This window comes from Kribbella sandramycini (assembly GCF_013131805.1).
GTDB lineage: Bacteria > Actinomycetota > Actinomycetes > Propionibacteriales > Kribbellaceae > Kribbella > Kribbella sandramycini.
The window spans coordinates 205,549-223,847 of the sequence record NZ_JABJRC010000006.1; the positions used below are offsets into that span (position 1 = coordinate 205,549).

General features: G+C 68.6%; 17 protein-coding genes. 15 read left to right on the top strand and 2 right to left on the bottom strand.

The window, feature by feature from the left end:
* Positions 1 to 11 precede the first annotated feature (11 nt).
* From HPO96_RS24205 to HPO96_RS24250, 10 genes are all read left to right on the top strand, one after another.
* Positions 12 to 1,784 carry a helix-turn-helix domain-containing protein gene (locus tag HPO96_RS24205; protein WP_171676287.1) on the top strand — a complete coding sequence of 591 codons (1,773 nt, stop codon included), beginning with the start codon at positions 12 to 14 and terminating at the stop codon, positions 1,782 to 1,784.
* Between the two features lie 237 nt (positions 1,785 to 2,021).
* Complete coding sequence (locus HPO96_RS24210; RefSeq protein ID WP_171676289.1) at positions 2,022 to 2,396, top strand: type II secretion system protein; 375 nt, start codon at positions 2,022 to 2,024, stop codon at positions 2,394 to 2,396.
* 82 nt (positions 2,397 to 2,478) lie between these two features.
* A complete protein-coding gene (locus tag HPO96_RS24215; RefSeq protein ID WP_238355454.1) occupies positions 2,479 to 3,561 on the top strand; it encodes a type IV pilus twitching motility protein PilT in 1,083 nt (360 codons plus the stop codon).
* The gene (locus HPO96_RS24220) at positions 3,558 to 4,763 is read left to right on the top strand and encodes a GspE/PulE family protein (protein ID WP_171676291.1); all 1,206 of its coding nucleotides are present in this window, start codon (positions 3,558 to 3,560) and stop codon (positions 4,761 to 4,763) included. Before HPO96_RS24215 ends, HPO96_RS24220 begins: the two co-directional genes overlap by 4 nt.
* Positions 4,760 to 5,965 carry a type II secretion system F family protein gene (locus HPO96_RS24225; RefSeq protein WP_171676294.1) on the top strand — a complete coding sequence of 402 codons (1,206 nt, stop codon included), beginning with the start codon at positions 4,760 to 4,762 and terminating at the stop codon, positions 5,963 to 5,965. Before HPO96_RS24220 ends, HPO96_RS24225 begins: the two co-directional genes overlap by 4 nt.
* Positions 5,965 to 6,399: a type IV pilus modification PilV family protein gene (locus tag HPO96_RS24230; protein ID WP_171676296.1), complete on the top strand. Its 435-nt coding sequence runs from the start codon at positions 5,965 to 5,967 to the stop codon at positions 6,397 to 6,399. Before HPO96_RS24225 ends, HPO96_RS24230 begins: the two co-directional genes overlap by 1 nt.
* Positions 6,390 to 7,025 (top strand): prepilin-type N-terminal cleavage/methylation domain-containing protein, encoded by a 636-nt coding sequence (locus HPO96_RS24235; protein ID WP_337796788.1) that lies wholly within the window; start codon positions 6,390 to 6,392, stop codon positions 7,023 to 7,025. Before HPO96_RS24230 ends, HPO96_RS24235 begins: the two co-directional genes overlap by 10 nt.
* Positions 7,022 to 8,965 carry a hypothetical protein gene (locus HPO96_RS24240; protein ID WP_171676298.1) on the top strand — a complete coding sequence of 648 codons (1,944 nt, stop codon included), beginning with the start codon at positions 7,022 to 7,024 and terminating at the stop codon, positions 8,963 to 8,965. Before HPO96_RS24235 ends, HPO96_RS24240 begins: the two co-directional genes overlap by 4 nt.
* Positions 8,966 to 9,045: 80 nt before the next feature.
* Positions 9,046 to 9,687 (top strand): response regulator transcription factor, encoded by a 642-nt coding sequence (locus tag HPO96_RS24245; protein WP_171676300.1) that lies wholly within the window; start codon positions 9,046 to 9,048, stop codon positions 9,685 to 9,687.
* A gap of 40 nt (positions 9,688 to 9,727) precedes the next feature.
* On the top strand, positions 9,728 to 10,363 hold the full coding sequence (locus tag HPO96_RS24250) for a hypothetical protein (RefSeq protein ID WP_171676302.1): 636 nt from the start codon (positions 9,728 to 9,730) through the stop codon (positions 10,361 to 10,363).
* 469 nt (positions 10,364 to 10,832) lie between these two features.
* On the opposite strand, the gene HPO96_RS24255 is transcribed toward HPO96_RS24250, so the two are convergent.
* Together HPO96_RS24255 and HPO96_RS24260 are read right to left on the bottom strand one after the other, a co-directional pair.
* Complete coding sequence (locus HPO96_RS24255; protein ID WP_171676304.1) at positions 10,833 to 11,369, bottom strand: NUDIX domain-containing protein; 537 nt, start codon at positions 11,367 to 11,369, stop codon at positions 10,833 to 10,835.
* Positions 11,370 to 11,428: 59 nt separating this feature from the next.
* Positions 11,429 to 12,715, bottom strand: a complete 1,287-nt coding sequence (locus HPO96_RS24260) for a zinc-dependent metalloprotease (protein WP_171676306.1) — start codon at positions 12,713 to 12,715, stop codon at positions 11,429 to 11,431.
* A 133-nt stretch (positions 12,716 to 12,848) separates the two neighbouring features.
* Here HPO96_RS24260 and HPO96_RS24265 point away from each other — a divergent pair, with 133 nt between their 5' ends.
* From HPO96_RS24265 to HPO96_RS24285, 5 genes are read left to right on the top strand one after another with little or no spacing between them, the layout of a single operon-like run.
* Entirely contained in the window at positions 12,849 to 13,274 is a 426-nt protein-coding gene (locus HPO96_RS24265) for a molybdenum cofactor biosynthesis protein MoaE (protein WP_171676846.1), read from the top strand.
* Between the two features lie 30 nt (positions 13,275 to 13,304).
* On the top strand, positions 13,305 to 13,640 hold the full coding sequence (locus HPO96_RS24270) for a hypothetical protein (RefSeq protein WP_171675951.1): 336 nt from the start codon (positions 13,305 to 13,307) through the stop codon (positions 13,638 to 13,640).
* A complete protein-coding gene (locus HPO96_RS24275; RefSeq protein WP_171676308.1) occupies positions 13,637 to 14,674 on the top strand; it encodes a PDZ domain-containing protein in 1,038 nt (345 codons plus the stop codon). Before HPO96_RS24270 ends, HPO96_RS24275 begins: the two co-directional genes overlap by 4 nt.
* A 43-nt stretch (positions 14,675 to 14,717) precedes the next feature.
* Positions 14,718 to 15,335: a PPA1309 family protein gene (locus tag HPO96_RS24280; protein ID WP_202886348.1), complete on the top strand. Its 618-nt coding sequence runs from the start codon at positions 14,718 to 14,720 to the stop codon at positions 15,333 to 15,335.
* Positions 15,332 to 18,298 carry a UPF0182 family membrane protein gene (locus HPO96_RS24285; protein ID WP_171676310.1) on the top strand — a complete coding sequence of 989 codons (2,967 nt, stop codon included), beginning with the start codon at positions 15,332 to 15,334 and terminating at the stop codon, positions 18,296 to 18,298. Before HPO96_RS24280 ends, HPO96_RS24285 begins: the two co-directional genes overlap by 4 nt.
* Position 18,299: the final 1 nt, after the last annotated feature.

The following is an 18,299-nucleotide window of genomic DNA, read 5'->3' on the forward strand; positions in this document are numbered from 1 at the left end:
TCATCGCGAGGATGAGGGAGCTTCTGCGGCTACTGGCCGAGGATGCGTCCGGAAGCGAGCTGGCCCGGGTGGCAGGTGAGGACGCCGTCGCTCGGGACCTCGCGCTGCGCATTCGGGCCGGTATCGACGCCAGCAAGAAGCGTGAGGCGGAGCTGTCCGCGCTGGTCGAGGTGGCTCGTGAGCTGGCCTCGGCGCGCGATCCGAGCGGCGTACTCGACACCATCGTGCACCGAGCCCGCACTCTGATCGGTACGGACGTCGCCTACCTGACGCTGTACGACGAGGCCCAGGACGACACGTACATGCGGGCCACGGACGGTTCGGTGTCAGCCGCGTTCCAACAGCTCAGAGTGCCGTCCGGCGACGGCCTAGGCGGCCTGGTCGCGTCGACTCGGCGTCCGTACTGGACGACCGACTACCCGTCCGACCAGCGGTTCCGGCACACCGGCCCGATCGACCATGCGGTCGGTGACGAGGGCCTGGTGGCCATCTGCGGTACGCCGCTCTTGGTCGATGAGGAATTCGTCGGCGTTCTGTTCGCGTCCAACCGGACTGCGCGGCCGTTCAGTCGCGAAGAGGTGCTACTGCTCGGCTCGCTCGCTGCTTTGGCCGCAGTGACGATTCTGCAGCTGCGCGCCGCCGCCTCGACCGCAGCAGCACTTGATCAGCTCTCGGTCGCGCATGCCGGTGTGGAGCATGCAGCTGCCGCTCACGACCGGTTTGCCGGGATCGTGTTGTCAGGTGGTGATGTGGACGCCGTGGCGGCCGCACTGGCCGAGTTGCTCGGGGTGTGGGTCGTTCTGGTCGATGCGGCCGGTCACGAGCTCGCAGTCTCTGGTCGGGTGTCGACCACGGTCGTGCCCTGGCAGGAATCGGAGTCCGGTCGGCTGACTCGTTCAGGGGACTGCTGGGTTGTCGCTGTCACCGCCAAGCGGGAGCGGCTCGGGGCGTTGGTCATCGGCGGGGTCGACGAGCTCTCCGCCGCGGATCAGCGCATCGTCGAGCGAGCTGCCGTCGTCACCGCGCTGGTGCTGTTGTTCCGTCGTCAGGCAGCCGAACAGTCGTTGCGCGCCCAGGCCGACCTGCTCACCGACGTATTGAGCGGTGCCGGTGATCTGAGTGCTTTGACTGAGCGGCTGCGGCTACTTGCCCCCGGGCGAGTTCATGACCGGTTGGTGGTCGCCGTCTGCCGTGGCGACCACACCGGCGTACTGGCGCGGTTGTCAGCCCCCCTTGCGGACAAGGTGGTCCTGTCTGGTGCGTACGGCGGCGATCTGGTGCTTCTGCTGGCCCGTACGGACGCCGTGACCGCAGCGCGCGGGTTGTCGGAGGTAGCCAAGCGCTGCGGGGTGACGGTGGCGGTCACTGGTCCTGCGAAGTGGGGCGAGCCGCTGGTTGATGCTCACCGGCAGGCGAGCCGACTGGCCGGGACGATGCTCCGGCTCGGCCGCTGCAATGAGTCCGGCACACCTGACGACCTGGGAGTGGCCGGTCTGATCGGCGCCGCCGAGGTAGACGTCGCTGCGCACGTCCAGCACCTGATCGGCGCAGTCATCGCGTACGACGCCCAGCGCGGGACCGATCTGCTCGGAACCCTGCACGCCTACTTCGCGGCCGGTCAGAGCCCGACCAGAGCCGCGAACGAACTCCACATCCACCCCAACACCGTCCAGCAACGCCTCGATCGAGTCAGCGCGCTGCTCGGCGCCGACTGGCAGACCCCGGAGCGCGGTCTGAACATCCAGGTCGCACTGCGGCTGCACCAGGCGATCAGGGCGCAGTGAGCCCTGTCGGGCATTCGGCCGACAGGTGTCGGCCGGGTGGCGAGCGGCGTCGGCCGTTCACCCGCTGTGACGCACGTCGCCGAGCGGCGAGGCTTTGTCCCGGCAGCCAGTGGCATCCGGGGGGATGTGAGCCGGGCTCAGCTGGATTTACAGGGGTCGAGCTGAGCCGGTCGCCACGCTGTCGCGCCTGGTAGACCCCGTCTCCGTCGCCTGCGGAGCATCAGTGAAGGAAGCACCATGAGCCACCGCCTTCGGGCCGTCGCATGCGCCAATCGCCCTGACCGGACCAAGAACGAGTCCGGATTCACTCTGATCGAACTGCTCGTCGTCATCGTCATCCTCGGCGTTCTGTCCGGGATCGTCGTGTTCGCCGTCTCCGGCATCCAGGACCGCGGTAACGCCGCCGCGTGCAAGACCGACAAGAAGAGCGTGGAGGTCGCCGTCGAGGCGTACTTCGCGAAGAACGGCACCTACCCGCCGGCCGGTGACCCCGGCTGGCTCGAGCTCACCTCCGGTGTCAACCAGCTGCTGCGCAGCCGGCCGACCGGCACCGGCTACACGATCGCCCTCGGTATCAACGGCAGCGTCACGGCGTCCGGCGCCTGCACCTGATCGAGTCCCGCCCCTCACCAGGCGTGGACCGGCTCTGCCGAGAGCTGGTCCACGCCTTGGGCCGACATGCCGAAGGGACCTCATGCGCATCCCCATGCCCGGTAGCCGGGTCGACCTGTTGCTCGAAGAACTCTGGAACGCCGGTGGCACCGATCTGCTGCTGACTGCCGGAATGGCGCCGCAGCTCCGCGTCCACGGCGTCCTCCGGCCGGTGTCGGACCGGACGCCGCTGACGAGGCGGGACACCGACGCCATGCTGGCCGAGATCCTCAACCCACATCGCTCGAACGTCTGGCAGACGACGTACGAGCACGACTTCTCGTTCTCGTGGCGGGACAACGCCCGCATTCGCGCGAACGCCTTCACCCAGCGTGGCGACACCGCTGTGGCGTTGCGGATCATTCCGCGCAGCATTCCGACCATGTCCGAGCTGGGCCTGCCCGCGGTGCTCGGCAGGTTCGCTCGCGCCTACCAAGGACTCGTACTGGTCACCGGGCCGACCGGCTCGGGCAAGTCGACCACTCTGGCGTCGATCATCCACCAGATCAACACGGACCGGGCCTGTCACATCATCACCATCGAGGACCCGATCGAGTACGTCCACGAGCACCGGCGGTCGGCGGTGAACCAGCGCGAGGTCGGCAGCGACACTGCGTCGTTTCCGGACGCGCTGCGGGCCGCACTGCGCGAAGACCCCGACGTATTACTGGTCGGAGAGATGCGTGACCTGGAGTCCATCCGCTTTGCGCTGACGATTGCCGAGACAGGTCACCTGGTGTTCGCGACCTTGCACACCAACGACACTGCGCAGTCGTTGGCCCGCATCATCGATGTCTTCCCGCCAGAGCAGCAGACCCAGGTTCGGGTGCAGCTGGCGGCTGCACTCAGCGGTGTGGTTCACCAACGGCTCCTGCCGCGGACCGGCGGCGGACTGGTCGCGGCCTTCGAGGTGATGGTCGCCAACGCCGGCATCCGCAATCTGATCAAGGAGGGCAAGACACATCAGCTGCGCAACGCACTCGTCACCGGCCGCCGGGAAGGGATGATCACCTTGGAGCAGTCGCTGTCCGGACTGATCCAGCGTGGTGAGATCGCACCCGAGGATGCGTATGCCCGCAGCTCACATCCCAAAGAGATCGAGCTGCAGCCACGGGTGGCCTCATGAAGCACAGCGGCCGCGCAGCGGTCCAAGAAGACGTTCCGGTCGTTCAGGTGGTGGAGCGGATCATCGCGCAGGGACTGCGGGAGCGTGCGTCCGACATCCACATCGAGCCGCACGACAACGTCGTCCGGGTCCGTCTGCGCGTCGACGGCGCGCTGCGGGAGTTGGTCGAGCTGCCAGGTGCTATCGGGCCGGCGGTGGTCAGCCGGCTCAAGGTGCTGGCCAATCTGGACATTGTCGAGCGCAGACGCTCGCAGGACGGCCAGATCCGGATGCGAGTCACCGAACGGGACATCGACATCCGCGTCTCCACTGCGGCGGTGGTCGGCGGTGAGAAGGTCGTTCTGCGGCTCCTCGACAAGGGCCGTTCGCTACTGCGGCTGGAACAGCTCGGTATGACATCTGAGCTCGTCAGCCGGTACACGGGCTTGCTGCGCACGCCGTACGGGATGGTCATCTGCGCCGGGCCGACCGGCAGCGGCAAGACGACCACGTTGTACGGGTCGCTCGGCGCGATCGACAGCCCCGAGCGCAACGTGATGACGATCGAGGACCCAGTCGAGTACAGCTACGCCTCGATCAACCAGATCCAGATCAACGAGGCCGCCGGCATCACCTTCGCCACGGGACTCCGCGCGATCCTGCGGCAGGACCCGGATGTCATTCTGGTCGGCGAGATCCGGGACGCCGAGACAGCACGGATCGCCGTCCAGTCTGCGCTGACTGGGCATCTGGTGCTCTCTTCGGTGCACGCCACCGATACCGCGACCGCACTGCATCGCCTGCTGGACATGGGGATCGAGAGCTACCTCGTAGCCTCGTCGGTGAGCGCAGTGATCGCGCAGCGGTTGATCCGCCGGATCTGCGTGAGCTGCCGGGAGTACTACGACCCACCGGCGGCCGAACAGGCGTTCCTGCGCAGCAGCGGCGTCGACGTACCGGCCGGGGGCCTACTGCGTGGCGCAGGGTGCAACTTCTGCGCGCAGACCGGCTACCACGAGCGGACCGGCGTTTATGAGCTGCTGCCGGTGTCGGACGCACTTCGGGAGCTGATCGTCGATCGGGCGCCGCTGGCCGAGATCCGCAAGGCGGCGAGTTACGAGGGCATGCGAACGCTGCAGGAAGCGGGAGCCCGGATGGTGCTGGCAGGCACCACCACAGTCGCCGAAGTTCTGCGCTCGATCTACACGGTGGGGACAAGATGACGAGATACGCGTACGTCGCGGTCGAGGCCGACGGCAGCACCAAACGCGGTACGACGCGCGCAGAGAGCCGTGAGGACGCCGAGCTGGCCCTGGCCGGCCGGGAGCTGCGCAACGTCCGTCTGACCGAGAAGCCGAGCCTGCTGCAGCTGGAGATCACCAGGCGGCGGGTGAAACGCGAAGAGGTCATGCATCTGACCCGCCAGCTCGGAGCGTTCGTCGCTGCGGGGCTACCGCTAACGGAGTCCGTCCACAGCCTGGCGAGGGAGGCTGAGAACACATCGGTGCGCCGGATGATGCTGGAGGTCGAAGACGGCCTACGCGACGGCGAACGGCTCTCCGACTGCTTCGATCGGCATCCGCGGATCTTTCCGGAGTTCTACCGGGGCATCCTCCGGTCGGCCGAGCTGAGCGGCCGGTTGGACACAGTGCTGGCCCAGCTCGCGCGGTACCTGGAGCGGGATCTGGAGGCCCGCAGACGCATCAAGCAGGCCACCATCTACCCGGCGGTGGTCGCAGCGATGTCGATGCTCACGCTGATCGTGCTGGCCGGTTTCGTGCTGCCACGCTTCCAGACGTTCTTCGACAGCCTTGGCGCGACGCTACCGCTGCCCACCCGCATCCTGCTCGGCATTACGACCTTTCTGTCCAGCTGGTGGTGGGCACTGATGATCGGCGTCGGCCTGCTGATCTTCGCGCTGGTCTACGCAACCAGCACGACGGCCGGTCGCTACCTGCGGGATCGGCTGCTGCTGGCGCTGCCGGTAGTCGGACCGACTATCCAGTTCGCGTTGGTCGAGCGGTTCTGCCGGATCCTGTCGTCGATGGTCAGTGCGGGCGTGCAGCTACCACAAGCGCTGCGGGTCGCTACCGGCTCGCTGCCGAACCGGGTGTACCGGCGGGCTCTGGGTCGGGTGATGGAGGCGATGCTGCAAGGAGAAGGGCTGGCCCGGCCGCTAGCTGCTACCGGGCTGTTCCCGGCGACCGCCGCGCAGATGCTCCGAGTTGGCGAGGACACCGGCACTCTCGACAACCAACTCGAAGTCACCGCGCAGTACTACGAGGGCGAGCTGGACCACAAGCTGAAGAAGCTGATCGGCCTCTTCGAGCCGGCTGTGATCGTGGTGATGGGCGGAGTGGTCGGCTTCGTCGCCATCGCGCTGGTTTCGGCGATGTACGGCATCTTCCGGCAGGTGCAGGGCTGATGCGCGAACACGGGGAGAGCCTGCTGGAGCTGGTGATCGCCATCGCCTTGATGGGCGTCGCCATCGTCGCTGTGATGGCTGGGCTGACTACGACCGTGCTGATGTCGGACACACAGCGCAAGGAGGCGACAGCTGTCACAACTGTGCGCAACTACGCCGAGGCCTTGCAGAACTACGTTGCCGACGGCCACTACGTCGCGTGTGCCACGTCGTACGTCGTACCGGGTTTCGCCGTGCCGGAGGGGTTCACGGCGAAGGTGGTCGGCGGTTCCGTGCAGTACTGGACCGGAGCCCTCTGGCTGCCGCTCTGTCTGCCGGACCGTGGACTGCAGCGAGTGCGGGTGTTGGTGTCCAGTACGGACGGGCGGGCGTCGGAGACGCTGGAGGTCGTACTGCGGAAACCGTGCCGGGTAGGCGATTCGCCGTGCACGTGAGGCGGAGCGAGCAGGGCTTCACGCTGATCGAGATCGTCATCACGATGGCGTTGATGGGAGTGGTGTCCCTGGCCTTGGCAGACCTGGTGACCACGGCGCTCCGGCAGATCAGTGCGACGTCGGACCGGATGGACATGGCACAGGACGCCCAGCTCAGCGCGACGTACTTCGCTCGCGACGTCGCCGCGATGGGGCTGCGGGACTACGGCACGGTGGGCCTGGACGGCAGTCAGCCGTTCAAGCAGTCGGTGCAGCTCGCTGCGCCCTTTGCGGCCGGCGGTGTGACCTGCGGGCCGCTGCCGGACGCCGCCGTCCGCCTGCTGTCGGACCACTGGGACACGTCAGTCACCCCAGCAGTGCGCCGGACGGCAGTCGTCGCCTACTACCTGAAGCCGGTGGGACCGGTCAGCGAGTTGCACCGGGCCACCTGCGTCGGCCCGAGCGTGACGCCGACGTCCGACGTCCGGGTGGCTGCGAACGTCAAGCCGGGCAGCCTGTCCGTGACCTGTTCGACTGCCTGCACCTCGGCTGCCGTACCGCGGAACGTCACTGTGCGGCTGCTGCTGACCAAGTCGGCCGCAGGCGAGCAAGAGGTTCTCCTCAGCGGCATTCGGCGGCAATCGTGAGGCGGCGGGACGAGCGCGGCTCGTCCTTGCTGCTGGTGCTCGTCGTGATCACAGTGATCGCGACTGCGCTGTCGGCACTGATGTCCAGAGCTGACACCGCGCAACGCGTCTCGAACAGCCTCCGCGCGCAGACCGTCGCGTCGTACGCGGCCGACGGTGCGATGGAGGCGGCGATCAACAACCTCCGCAACAGCACCTACAACGGCGAACCGGGTCAGCGCTGTTTCGGGCTCTCGGACTCGCTGTCGTTGGTGCTGTTCAACGGACTGGACTCGGCTGCTGTCACCTGTCGCCCGGACCCCAAGGAGGTGGTCGTTCAGTGTCGGGACGCCGGCGAGTGCAACCGGCCCGCGAACGCCGTACTAACGCTGGGCACGATCGCAGGCGAGGCTGGGCTCAGTGTCGAGCAGCCGGCCGACTCGACCGTGCAGATCCGCGGCAGTGTGGCATCGAACTCGTCGATCGACGTTGCGGCCGGCCAGCTCGGCGCAGTGGCCCTCTCTGCCCGCGGCGGCTGCTCCGGCTCGCTACTCGGCGACCCGCTCTGCAACCTGGACGTGTTGCCGGGCGGCGACAACCCCGACTATCCGTCGATCACCGTCGTCCCGCCGCACCGGTCCCTGCCGAGCTGTACGGCACCCGGCACGGTCACTTTCCTCCCGGGGTACTACGACGACGCTGCTGGGCTCACTGACCTGATGGCGAGCGACAGCCCGTGCCGGGGCAGCACCTGGTGGTTCAAACCAGGGAACTACTACTTCGACTTTCAGAACGCGACGAATCCGTTGCTGGCCGGCGAATCGCATGCCTGGACCGTCGACAGCGGCACTCTGATCGGAGGCACCCTGGTCGGCGGCTCGTGTGCCAGTCCACTGGACGGAGCGGCCGCTGGAGTGCGTTTCGTCTTCGGTGGCGACAGTCGGCTGGTGGTGAAGGGAGGCCGCGCTGAGCTCTGCGGCAGCTACTCCGCGAACCAGCCACCGATCGCCGTCCAAGGACTCACCAGCGGTACCGCGGCCGTGACCACGGACCTGCTCCGGCCAACCTCGGTCGGCCTGTTGAGCAAGTTCGGCCTGAGCGCGACACCCGGGCGACTGGCGGCAGTGGACGGTGTTGCTGCGAGTTGGAAGAGCACTGCCGCCGGGGACAGCGCTCCGCTCACGCTCAGTGGCTACAGCCAGGCCGGACTGATCCCCGCGGGCTCAGTGCTTGAGTCTGCGGCGCTGAAGATCACTCACCGGCACAGCGACGCCGCATCGGTCGACCGGCTCGACCTATCGGTCGACGTCGGATCGGGTGCGCCGATCACCGCGACGGTCATGGGTGGTCTGGGCGGTTCGGCGTACCGGACGGAGACCGTTCCGCTCGACAGCGAGCGCACCGGTGCTCTCGCGCAGGAGGTGTATGCGGGGACGTTCACCGGCGCGAGTGTGTCGGTGACGACCCGGTTGCCGGCCAAGGACGACACCGAGGACATCGACGCCGTCCAGCTAGAGCTCCGCTATACCGCGCCCGCGCTGCGCGCTGCGGACGGCTGTGTGACCACTGGCCCATATCCCAGTAATACAAGCGCTTGTGCGCTGGTTGCGGCATCGGGGCGATTCGTCGTGCATGGCACGGTGGACGCGCCTGAGGGCGTGCTCGACCTCGACGTGGCGCCGGGGACGCAGCCAGTGGTGTCAGGTGGCGTCGTGGTGCGGGCTTTACATCTGACTGCGACGGGAAGGCTGTCCGGTGTGACGATCGCTCGCCCGGACGACTCACCCGGATTCACCTTCGGGGTGCAGCTCACGGCGTACATCTGTCCTGGCGCGCTGCTGTGCCCGGCCGGTGGCAAACCCGCGCTGCAGGCCCGGATCGGCCTCGTCGACACGGACCCGGAGCACCCGGCGGCAGGTCGGCGAGCAGTGACCGTACTCGGCTGGTGGCGACCCAACTGATGACATGCCGAGTCACAACGCGAGCGCCTGCCTCTATCGCGACGGGGTCACGCTGCGTAGTTTGGTCCGCGGGGGGATCCATGAACGAGTTGGTCAAGGTCGTCGTCGTCGACGGTCACACGCTGGTCCGCTACGGGTTGATCGGTCTGGTCGGCAAGGAACCCGATCTGGAGGTCGTCGGCGCCAGCGGACGCCGTGCCGAGGTGTTCGGCCTGGTCCTCGCCGAGCGACCGGACGTCGTCGTCCTCGATGTCTCACCGCCCGACCTGGCCGGACTCCGCGCAGCGCGGGAGCTGCGCGGCCAGTACGCCGAACTCGGCATCGTCCTGCTCGCACCGGCGGATCAGGACGACGTTCTCTTCTCGGCACTGGAGTCAGGGGTCTCGGCCGTCGTCGCCAAGGACGCACCGACCGACGAGATACTCGCTGCCATCCGGCACGCAGCAGTGGCGCCTACCTCGTTCACCGCGACCGGTCTGGGGCCGGCCATGGCCAGACGGGACCACTCGCCCGCGCAGACCCTGCTGAGCCCCCGGGAGGCGCAGGTGCTGGATCTGCTCGGGCAAGGTCTCTCTGTGCGCGACATCGCGGTTGCGCTGTCGGTCAGCATCTCCACGGCCAAGACGTACGTCGCGCGGCTCTACGAGAAGCTTGAGGTATCCAACCGGGCGCAGGCGATCATGACCGCGCTCCAGCGCGGGTTGCTGGCGCCGAAGCCCTGAACACGCTCCTGGCGGATGGCTGGGGCTAGGCTTTGGCACCATGCCAGCCGGCCACACCACCGCCACGGACCGACGCGTCGTCGTACTCGTCGTGCCTGGAACCGCGACGTGGGCGCCGCCGGGTCGCACGCCGGCTGCCTGGCATCAGGCGCTGGCCGAAGACACTTATGAGCTGTTGGCTGCGCTGGATCGAGTCGACGTCGCAGTCGCGGTGGCGACGGACGCAGGTGACGCAGAGGTGGAGCCGATCAAGGCACTCACCTGGCCGGGGACGCCGGTGTTCGCGGTCTCGCCGTCGGCTCCGGTCCTTGAAGCCGTCGCCGGGGTCGGTGCGGCTGCGGCGGTGGTGGCGGTCAGCCACGACGTCCCTGATCTGCCTGGACTGCTGATCGGGAAGCTCTTCCGGGCGCTGGGCTCGGCCGACATCGCTGTGACTCCGGCAACCGACGGCTCGGTCGCCGCGATCGGCGTCAACCTTCCGGTCGCCTCCTGGGTCACCGAGGTCGCGCCGACCTTCGACACCACCCTCGCCGAACTCGAGGCCCACAAGCCGCGCCGGCACGCGGTCGCGATCGGCCCGGGCTGGCACCGGCTGCGATCGGCCGCTGACCTAGCGCAACTGGATCCCGGCCTCGAGGGCTGGGAAGCGACAAGATCTCAACTTCGTCGTCCGTGACCCGTCACCTTCGCCGAAGTTGCTCGTTCACCATGCAGCGGGGGCTTCGGGGGAGGCCGGCACCAACCGCCGATGCCGTTCAGGGGCGGTGATCGACACCTGGTGCCCACCCGCCACAGGCCCGCTCGGGGGAGCGGGCCGGCAGTCACGGCCGTCCCTGAACCGGCCGCGAAACGCAGTACACACGGGGAAGTAGGGGGACACGGGGGGACGCAGTAGCAACGGGGATCGCAGTACCAACGGGGATGCAATTTCACGGGGACACCGCAGTACACACGGGGATGTAGTGCACGGGGGAGTTTCAGAGCTGGGGGGAATCGCAACACCCACGGGGGTGTGGGGGAACGGGGGAAGCGGGGGGATGTAGTACGGGGGGAAGTGGGGCAGCAGTGAGGCACCACGATCGCTGGCTGGGGTGAGCACATCAGGTAGGTGTTCACCCCAGCTACGTGAGGGCACCCGGTGTCGGCTACGCAGCGCCGCTAGCGGTACAACTTGCGATCAGCTGCCGGACCGAGTCGTCCAGGTCCTCCGGCAGTGCGTCGGTCGCGAACCAGGCGAGATCCTCCGATTCCGAGCTCACTACGTACGACGTACTGGTCGCTCGCACCAGGAACTGCACGTCCAAATGCCAGGCCCCGGCGCATCCGCCCGCCAGGAGCTCATGCCGCGACAGCCGCATCGGCGCTGGATCGATGGCCAACCCGGTCAGCCCTGACTCCTCGGTCGCCTCGCGCAGTGCGGCTCCCGCGAGCGTGGTGTCGCCGCGCTCGCAATGCCCGCCCAGCTGCAGCCAGCGCCCGACGGTCCGATGCAGCGTCAGCAACACCCGCCCAGCGTCGTCCACCACCAGCGCGCTCGCCGTCACGTGCTCCGGCCGGCACTCCCGCCACACTCCATCGGCATGTGCTGCCAAGTGCCGCAGGTAGTGCGCCCGCAGCTCCTCCTGCTCCGCATCCGGCGCATCCCACTCCGTCAGAACCGCAACCGCATCCGCAACCAGCACGCACCCATCCTTCCAGACCCCACCTGCACAGCAGCTGGGGTGGGCGGCCGCGTGTTCGGCTACTTGGAGTCGGGGGTCTCGGGGTCGGTGCCGGGGTTGTCGAAGAAGTCGCTGATGTCGAGGTCGGAGAGCTCGCCGGCGTGCTGGGCGAAGCCGATCGGGTCGTCGAGGTCGGTGGTGCTGGGGAGGAGATCGGGGTGCGACCAGAGGTTGTCACGGCCTTCGACACCGCGGGCGTCGCGAACGGCGGCCCACAGGTTCGCGGCGTCGCGGAGGCGGCGCGGGCGCAACTGGAGGCCGACAAGCGTGGCGAAAGTCTGCTCGGCGGGGCCGCCGGCGGCCCGGCGACGGCGCACCGTTTCGGCGAGCTGGACGGCGGCCGGCATCCGGTCCTTGGTGGCTTGGCGGACGACGTCGTCCACCCAGCCCTCGACGAGCGCGAGCGCGGTCTCCAGGCGGGCCAGCGCGGCCTTCTGCTGCTCGGAGTCCTCGGGCTCGAACAGCCCGCCGGCCAGCGCCTCCTGGATGGCCTCCGGGTTCTGCGGGTCGATCTCGGTCATCGCGCGCTCGATCTTGCTCGAGTCGACCTCGATCCCGGCCGCGTAGTCCGCGACGGCGGCGAACAGGTGCTGCCGCAGCCACGGCACGCCCGCGAACAGCCGCTGGTGGGCGACCTCACGCAGCGCGAGATACAGCCGGACGTCCTCGTCGGTGAGCTCCAGCCCCTCGGCGAACTTGACGATGTTGTCGGGGAGCAGAACGGCCTGACCGGTCGGCCCGAGCGGCAGACCGATATCCGACGAGCTCACGACCTCGCCCGCCAGCTCGCCCAGCGCCTGCCCGACCTGCGCCCCGAAGATCGAACCGCCCAGCTGACGCAGCATCCCGGTCATCGGGCCCGCGAGCTGCTGAGCCTCCGCGGGCAGCGCGCCGCCCATCGCGCCGGCCACGTGCTCGGCGACCGGGTCGACGACGACCTGCCAGACCGACAGCGTGTTCTCCACCCACTCGGCCCGGCTCCAGGCTGCGGATGTGGTGGTCACCTCCGGCAGGGTGGTCGCCTCGTCGAGCCAGTGCTCGGCGAGCCGGACCGCGTCGGCGACCCGGTCGGAGTCGGTCGGCGTGATCGACCGGTCACCGGCCGCTGACACCGTCTTGCGGGCGATGTCCTTGGCCAGCTCCCAGTTCACCGGCTTGCCGTCGGCCGAACCGCTGAGCAGTTGCTGGACCTGCGCGAAGATCGCGTTCAGATCCGGGGCGCCGCCCGCGCCGGCCGCGCCCGAGAACTGCTGGAACATGGCCTCGAACGGAGTTCCCTTGAAGGGGTTGTCCGGTTCGTCGCTCATCGGGGTGGCCTTCCTGTGCGGGTGGGGCGTACTACTACCAACGTACTGGTTGCACCGGCCCGTTCCGCCCCCGGCGAACGCATTGGGACGGACAAGGGACAATGGACACACCCGATGAGTGAGAGCGAGTGACATGGGCGACGCGATCAGGCTGCTGGACATCCGCGCGGAGGCGCTCTCCAGCGACGAGGTGCTGGCCGCCGTCTCCGACCCGGCCGCGGGCGGTACTGCGTTCTTCATCGGGACCGTGCGCAACCACGATCAGAACCAGCCCGTCGACCGGCTGAGCTACGAGGCCCACCCGGACGCGCTCGACCACCTCCGGCGGGTCGCCGAGCGGGTCTGCTCCGACCCGGCGGTGACCGCTCTGGCCGCCGTCCACCGGGTCGGCGATCTGAAGATCGGCGACGCCGCCGTGATCGTCGCCGTCGCCGCGGCGCACCGCGATGTCGCGTTCGCCGCCTGCCGGCAGTTGATCGACGAGCTCAAGGCCGAGGTCCCGATTTGGAAACACCAGCACTTCACCGACGGTGCCAGCGAGTGGGTCGGCGTGCGCTGACCCGTACTCTGGGCGCATGAAGGTGGCCGGATGAAGGTTTTGGCGTGGCTGGCGTTCCCGCTGGCCGCCACCGCCCTGGCCATGTGCTGGGCCGCGTGGCGGGGGCGGAGCCGTGGCCCGCGCCGCTCCGGCGGGGCCTTCGCCGCGGTCGAGGACTTCCGCCGGTTCAGCGACGCCCTGGCCGCTCCCGGCCCGGATGCGTCCCCGCCGCGCCGCCGCTTCGGCCGCGCGCCGCGCAACGCTTCGGACACGAAGGGGACGGATGCCGCGGCCCGGTCGTTGAGATCGGCACGGGGGCAGGTCGGCAAGAAGCTCGGTTCGGCCGAGAAGCTCGGTTCCACCAAGACCGCAGGGCAGGGTTCGTGACACGTCGTACCGCAACGCTGGTCACCTCGATCGTCGTGCTCGTCATCTCGCTCGGACTGGTGACCGCCTTTCCGGTGCCGTTCGTCTCGTTCAGCCCCGGGCCGGTCAAGGACACCCTCGGCGCGGCGAAGGACAAGCCGGTCATCGAGATCACCGGCTACGAGACGTTCCCGACCACCGGGCAGCTCGACCTGACGACCGTCTCGGTGACCTCGCCGGACCGCGAGCTGACGCTCCCGCAGGCGATGCGGAACTGGCTCGACCCGCACCACGACCTGTTCCCGCGCGACATCATCTACCCGCCCGACCAGAGCGCCGACGAGGTCGAGCAGCAGAACACCGCCGAGATGACCGGCTCGCAGGACAGCGCGGTCGCCGCCGCCCTGCAGGCCGCGAAGGTCCCGTTCCACACCAAGGTCTCGACCGTCGCCAAGGACTCCCCGGCCGACGGCAAGCTGAAACCGGGCGACATCGTGCTCGCGGTGGACGGTCAGCCGATGACGCAGATCCCGCAGGTCGGCGAGGCGGTGCGCAAACACAAGGTCGGCGAGACCGTGAACTTCCTGATCCGCCGCGGCAAGGCCGAGCAGACCGTGCAGCTGAAGACCGCCGCGACGCCCGGTGAGCAGGACCGGCCGATGGTCGGTATCTCGATCGGCGTGGACTCGCAGGTGAAGGTCACGGTCAACCTCGGCCAGGACATCGGCGGCCCGAGCGCCGGGACGGCGTTCGCCCTGGCCATCTACGACAAGCTCACCCCGGGCGCGCTCCTGGACGGCAAACACGTCGCCGGCACCGGCACGATCGACGCGCTCGGCCAGGTCGGCGCGATCGGCGGCATCCAGCAGAAGATCGCCGGCGCCAAGGAGGACGGCGCGACGGTCTTCCTGGTGCCCGCGCCGAACTGCGGCGCCGCGCTGCACGCCGGCGTCGAAGGCATCCAGCTGGTCAAGATGTCCACCCTGGACGACGCGATCGCCGCGCTGCAGGCACTCAGCAGCGGGAAGGGCGACGTGCCCACATGTACTTCGTGAAACACCCGATGGAATCGTTCGGCCGAAGGAGAGATCTGGCGGTATGGAATCCGTAGGCACGCTGCCTCCTGACGCGCTCAGCCGAGCGGTGGTCGAGATCGAGAAACACGTGAGCGGCTCCGGCTGGGACCAGCCCGCGCAGCTGTTCGCGCTCGTTCTGACCGATGAGCTGTTGCGGGCCGAGCCGCAGCTGGCCGCGCAGCTCGGCGCGGAGGACGCCTCCCAGCCGCTGACGCCGATCGCCCAGGGCGAGCTGCCCGGCGGGCTCGAGGTCGAGCACCTGGCCGATGCGCTCGGCCGGATCGAGTGGCCCGACAGCGTCAGCGGCTGCGCCGTCGCGATCGAGCAGGTCGTGCTGCCGGCGTCGGTCGAGGCCGGCCTGTCGAGCGCCGAATCCGACGCTGAGCTGGCCCGGATGGCCGCCAGTGATCCGCGTCGCCACGAGGTGCGCATGGTCGCCGCCGTGCTGCGCGAGGGCGGCCGCTTCGGCGCCGTCCGGCTGCGCTCGCACGACGAGGACAGCGCCGTGCTCACCGGAACCGACCTGGTCCCCACGCTGTGCGAAGTACTGTCTTTGACATTCGAACCCTCGGTCGGCCTCCAGCCGGGTGCGGGTGCTGGGGTCGACGGCATGAGGAACGACGAGGAGAACCGACCATGAGTGACGGCGTCTACGACATGCCGGACGAGCCGCGCCGGGCGCGAACACCCGGCCGACGCCCGCGGGCGTTGCTCCCGACGATCGCGACCTTGATCGTGCTGCTGATCCTGTTCAGCGTCTTCACCGACGTCTGGACGCAGCGGCTCTGGTACCGCTCGGTGGATCTCGGATCGGTGTTCAGCACCGTCCTCGGGACGCGGGTGCTGTTGTTCGTCGTGGTCGGCCTGCTGATGGCCGCGGCCGTGGTCGCGAACATCATCGTCGCCTTCCGGACGCGGCCGCGGGTCGCGCTCGCGCCGTCGCCGAGCCCCGGCTTCGAGCGGTACGGCGACCTGCTGCAGCAGCGCGGGAAGATCGCGATCGCGGTCGTCGCCGTGCTGATGCTGGTCTTCGGCGGCTCGGCCGCCTCGGGTGAGTGGAAGGTCTTCCTCGCCTGGCGGAATCGGACGCCGTTCGGCGTCACCGACCAGCACTTCAACATGGACATCGCGTTCTTCGTCTTCGACTACCCGTGGCTGCGCGTCCTGCTCGGCTTCGGCTACTCGATCGTGCTGCTGTCGCTGGTCGCGGCGATCATCACCCACTACCTGTACGGCGGCTTCCGGCCGTCGGCCAAGGGGCAGAAGGCCTCCGGCGCCGCGCAGGTGCAGTTCTCGGTGCTGCTGGGCCTGCTCGTCCTGCTGAAGGCGTTCAGCTACTGGCTCGACCGCTACGGCCTGACGACCTCGGACAGCCGGCTCTTCACCGGTATCTCCTACACCGGTGACAACGCGGTGCTGCCCAGCAAGGAGATCCTCGCGGTGATCGCCGTGCTCTGCGCGGTGCTGTTCTTCGCGAACGTCGTCCGGCGGACGTGGCTGCTGCCCGGGGTCGGCACCGTCGTGCTGATCCTGTCGGCGATCCTCCTCGGGGCCCTCTGGCCGGCCGCGCTGCAGCAGTTGCGCGTCCGCCCGAGCGAGCCCGTCCGCGAGGCGGCGTACATCAAGAAGAACATCGACGCGACCCGGCAGGCCTACGGCCTGGAGGAGAGCAAGGTCGAGAACTACGAGGCCAAGACGACCGCGACGCCGGCGGAGCTGTCCCAGGATGCCGAGGTGCTGCCGGGTATCCGGCTGATCGACCCCAGTGTCGTCGGCCCGACCTTCGAGCAGCTGCAGCAGGTCCGCGGTTTCTACTCGTTCCCGACCGATCTCGACGTCGACCGCTACCGGATCGGCAACAAGGTCAGCGACACCGTCATCGCCGTCCGCGAGGTCGAGGTGGACCGGCTGCCGGCCGGCCAGCGGAACTGGAACAACGACCACACCGTCTACACCCACGGCTACGGCGTCGTCGCGGCGAACGGCAACCAGCGCGCCGCCGACGGCACGCCGGTCTTCTCGGAGAAGGACCTGCCGCCGACCGGCCAGCTCGGCGACTACGAGCCACGGATCTACTTCGGCGAGAAATCGCCGGACTACTCGATCGTCGGCGGCCCGAAGGGCGGCCAGCCGGTCGAGCTGGACACCCCGGAGGGCAAGGCCGGCGGTGACCCGACGCTGAACACCTACGACGGCAAGGGCGGCGTCCCGGTCGGCAGCTTCGGGAACCGGCTGCTCTACGCCACCAAGTTCCGGGACGCGAACCTGCTGCTGTCGAGCCGGGTCAACCCCGAGTCGAAGATCCTCTACGACCGCTCGCCGCGCGAGCGGGTCGAGAAGGCCGCGCCGTGGCTGACGCCGGACGGCGACCCGTATCCGGCGATCGTGGACGGCCAGGTTGTCTGGATCGTCGACGGCTACACCACCTCGGCGAACTACCCGTACGCCGAGAAGGTCGCGCTCGACGACAGCACCCGGGACACCACCACCGGGCGCGGGACGATCGCGCAGCAGCCGAGCGAGGAGATCAACTACATCCGCAACTCGGTCAAGGCCGTCGTGAACGCCTACGACGGCTCGGTCGAGCTGTACGCGTGGGACGAGGGCGACCCCGTCCTGAAGACGTGGATGAAGGCCTTCCCGGGGACGGTCAAGCCGCGCGGGGACATCTCGCCGGCGCTGATGTCGCACCTGCGCTACCCGGAGGACATCTTCAAGGTCCAGCGCGACCTGCTCGCCAAGTACCACGTGACGGATTCGACCACCTGGTACCAGAACAGCGACCTGTGGCGTGTCCCGACCGACCCGACCGCGGCCGCGCCGACCAGTGATTCGGCTTCGCAAACGAAACAGCCTCCTTTCTACCTCTCGTTGCGGATGCCCGGTCAGACCGAGCCGAAGTTCTCCCTGACGTCGGTGTACGTGCCGAACGCGGAGCGGGAGAACCTGACCGCGTTCATGGCGGTCGATGCCGAGGCCACCTCGCCGGACTACGGCAAGTTCCGGATCCTGCGATTGCCCGGAAACGTGCAGATCCCCGGCCCTGGACAGGTCTTCAACAAGTTCCAGACCGATGACGGGATCAGAACGGCGCTGCTCCCGATCAACCAGCCGACCAGTGGCGCGCGGGCGCAGTACGGCAACCTGCTCACCCTGCCGCTCGGCGGTGGTCTGCTCTACGTGCAGCCCGTCTACTCCGTCCGGACCAGTGGGCCCGGTAGCTATCCGGTACTGCGGTACGTGCTCGTCTCCTTCGGTGACCGGGTCGCCTTCGGCTCGACGCTGCAGGAGGCCTTGACCAAGGTCTTCAACACCAGCGTCGACACCGGAGAGGACCCGGGGAAGCCGCCGACGAACCAGCCCCCGGCCAACCAGACCATCAAACAAGCGCTGGCAGATGCCCAGAACGCCTACAACGCGGCGCAGACCGCGCTGAAACGCGGCGACCTGGCGGGCTACCAGAGCGAGGTCAACAAGATGAAGACGGCGATCGACCGCGCCATCGCGGCCGGAGCCGTAGTCACCCCGACCCCAACGCCAAAACCCTCGGAGACCCCGGAAACACCAACCCCCTCCGACCCGCCAACCTCCCCAACAGGCTGAC

What these genes read in the sequence shown, in the direction of transcription:
- HPO96_RS24210 (WP_171676289.1), top strand. Translation starts at nt 2,022, where the DNA reads ATGAGCCACCGCCTTCGGGCCGTCGCATGCGCCAATCGCCCTGACCGG.
- HPO96_RS24250 (WP_171676302.1), top strand. Translation starts at nt 9,728, where the DNA reads ATGCCAGCCGGCCACACCACCGCCACGGACCGACGCGTCGTCGTACTC.
- HPO96_RS24245 (WP_171676300.1), top strand. Translation starts at nt 9,046, where the DNA reads ATGAACGAGTTGGTCAAGGTCGTCGTCGTCGACGGTCACACGCTGGTC.
- HPO96_RS24230 (WP_171676296.1), top strand. Translation starts at nt 5,965, where the DNA reads ATGCGCGAACACGGGGAGAGCCTGCTGGAGCTGGTGATCGCCATCGCC.
- HPO96_RS24205 (WP_171676287.1), top strand. Translation starts at nt 12, where the DNA reads ATGAGGGAGCTTCTGCGGCTACTGGCCGAGGATGCGTCCGGAAGCGAG.
- HPO96_RS24220 (WP_171676291.1), top strand. Translation starts at nt 3,558, where the DNA reads ATGAAGCACAGCGGCCGCGCAGCGGTCCAAGAAGACGTTCCGGTCGTT.
- HPO96_RS24260 (WP_171676306.1), bottom strand. Translation starts at nt 12,715, where the DNA reads ATGAGCGACGAACCGGACAACCCCTTCAAGGGAACTCCGTTCGAGGCC.
- HPO96_RS24265 (WP_171676846.1), top strand. Translation starts at nt 12,849, where the DNA reads ATGGGCGACGCGATCAGGCTGCTGGACATCCGCGCGGAGGCGCTCTCC.
- HPO96_RS24270 (WP_171675951.1), top strand. Translation starts at nt 13,305, where the DNA reads ATGAAGGTTTTGGCGTGGCTGGCGTTCCCGCTGGCCGCCACCGCCCTG.
- HPO96_RS24280 (WP_202886348.1), top strand. Translation starts at nt 14,718, where the DNA reads ATGGAATCCGTAGGCACGCTGCCTCCTGACGCGCTCAGCCGAGCGGTG.
- HPO96_RS24215 (WP_238355454.1), top strand. Translation starts at nt 2,479, where the DNA reads ATGCGCATCCCCATGCCCGGTAGCCGGGTCGACCTGTTGCTCGAAGAA.
- HPO96_RS24225 (WP_171676294.1), top strand. Translation starts at nt 4,760, where the DNA reads ATGACGAGATACGCGTACGTCGCGGTCGAGGCCGACGGCAGCACCAAA.
- HPO96_RS24285 (WP_171676310.1), top strand. Translation starts at nt 15,332, where the DNA reads ATGAGTGACGGCGTCTACGACATGCCGGACGAGCCGCGCCGGGCGCGA.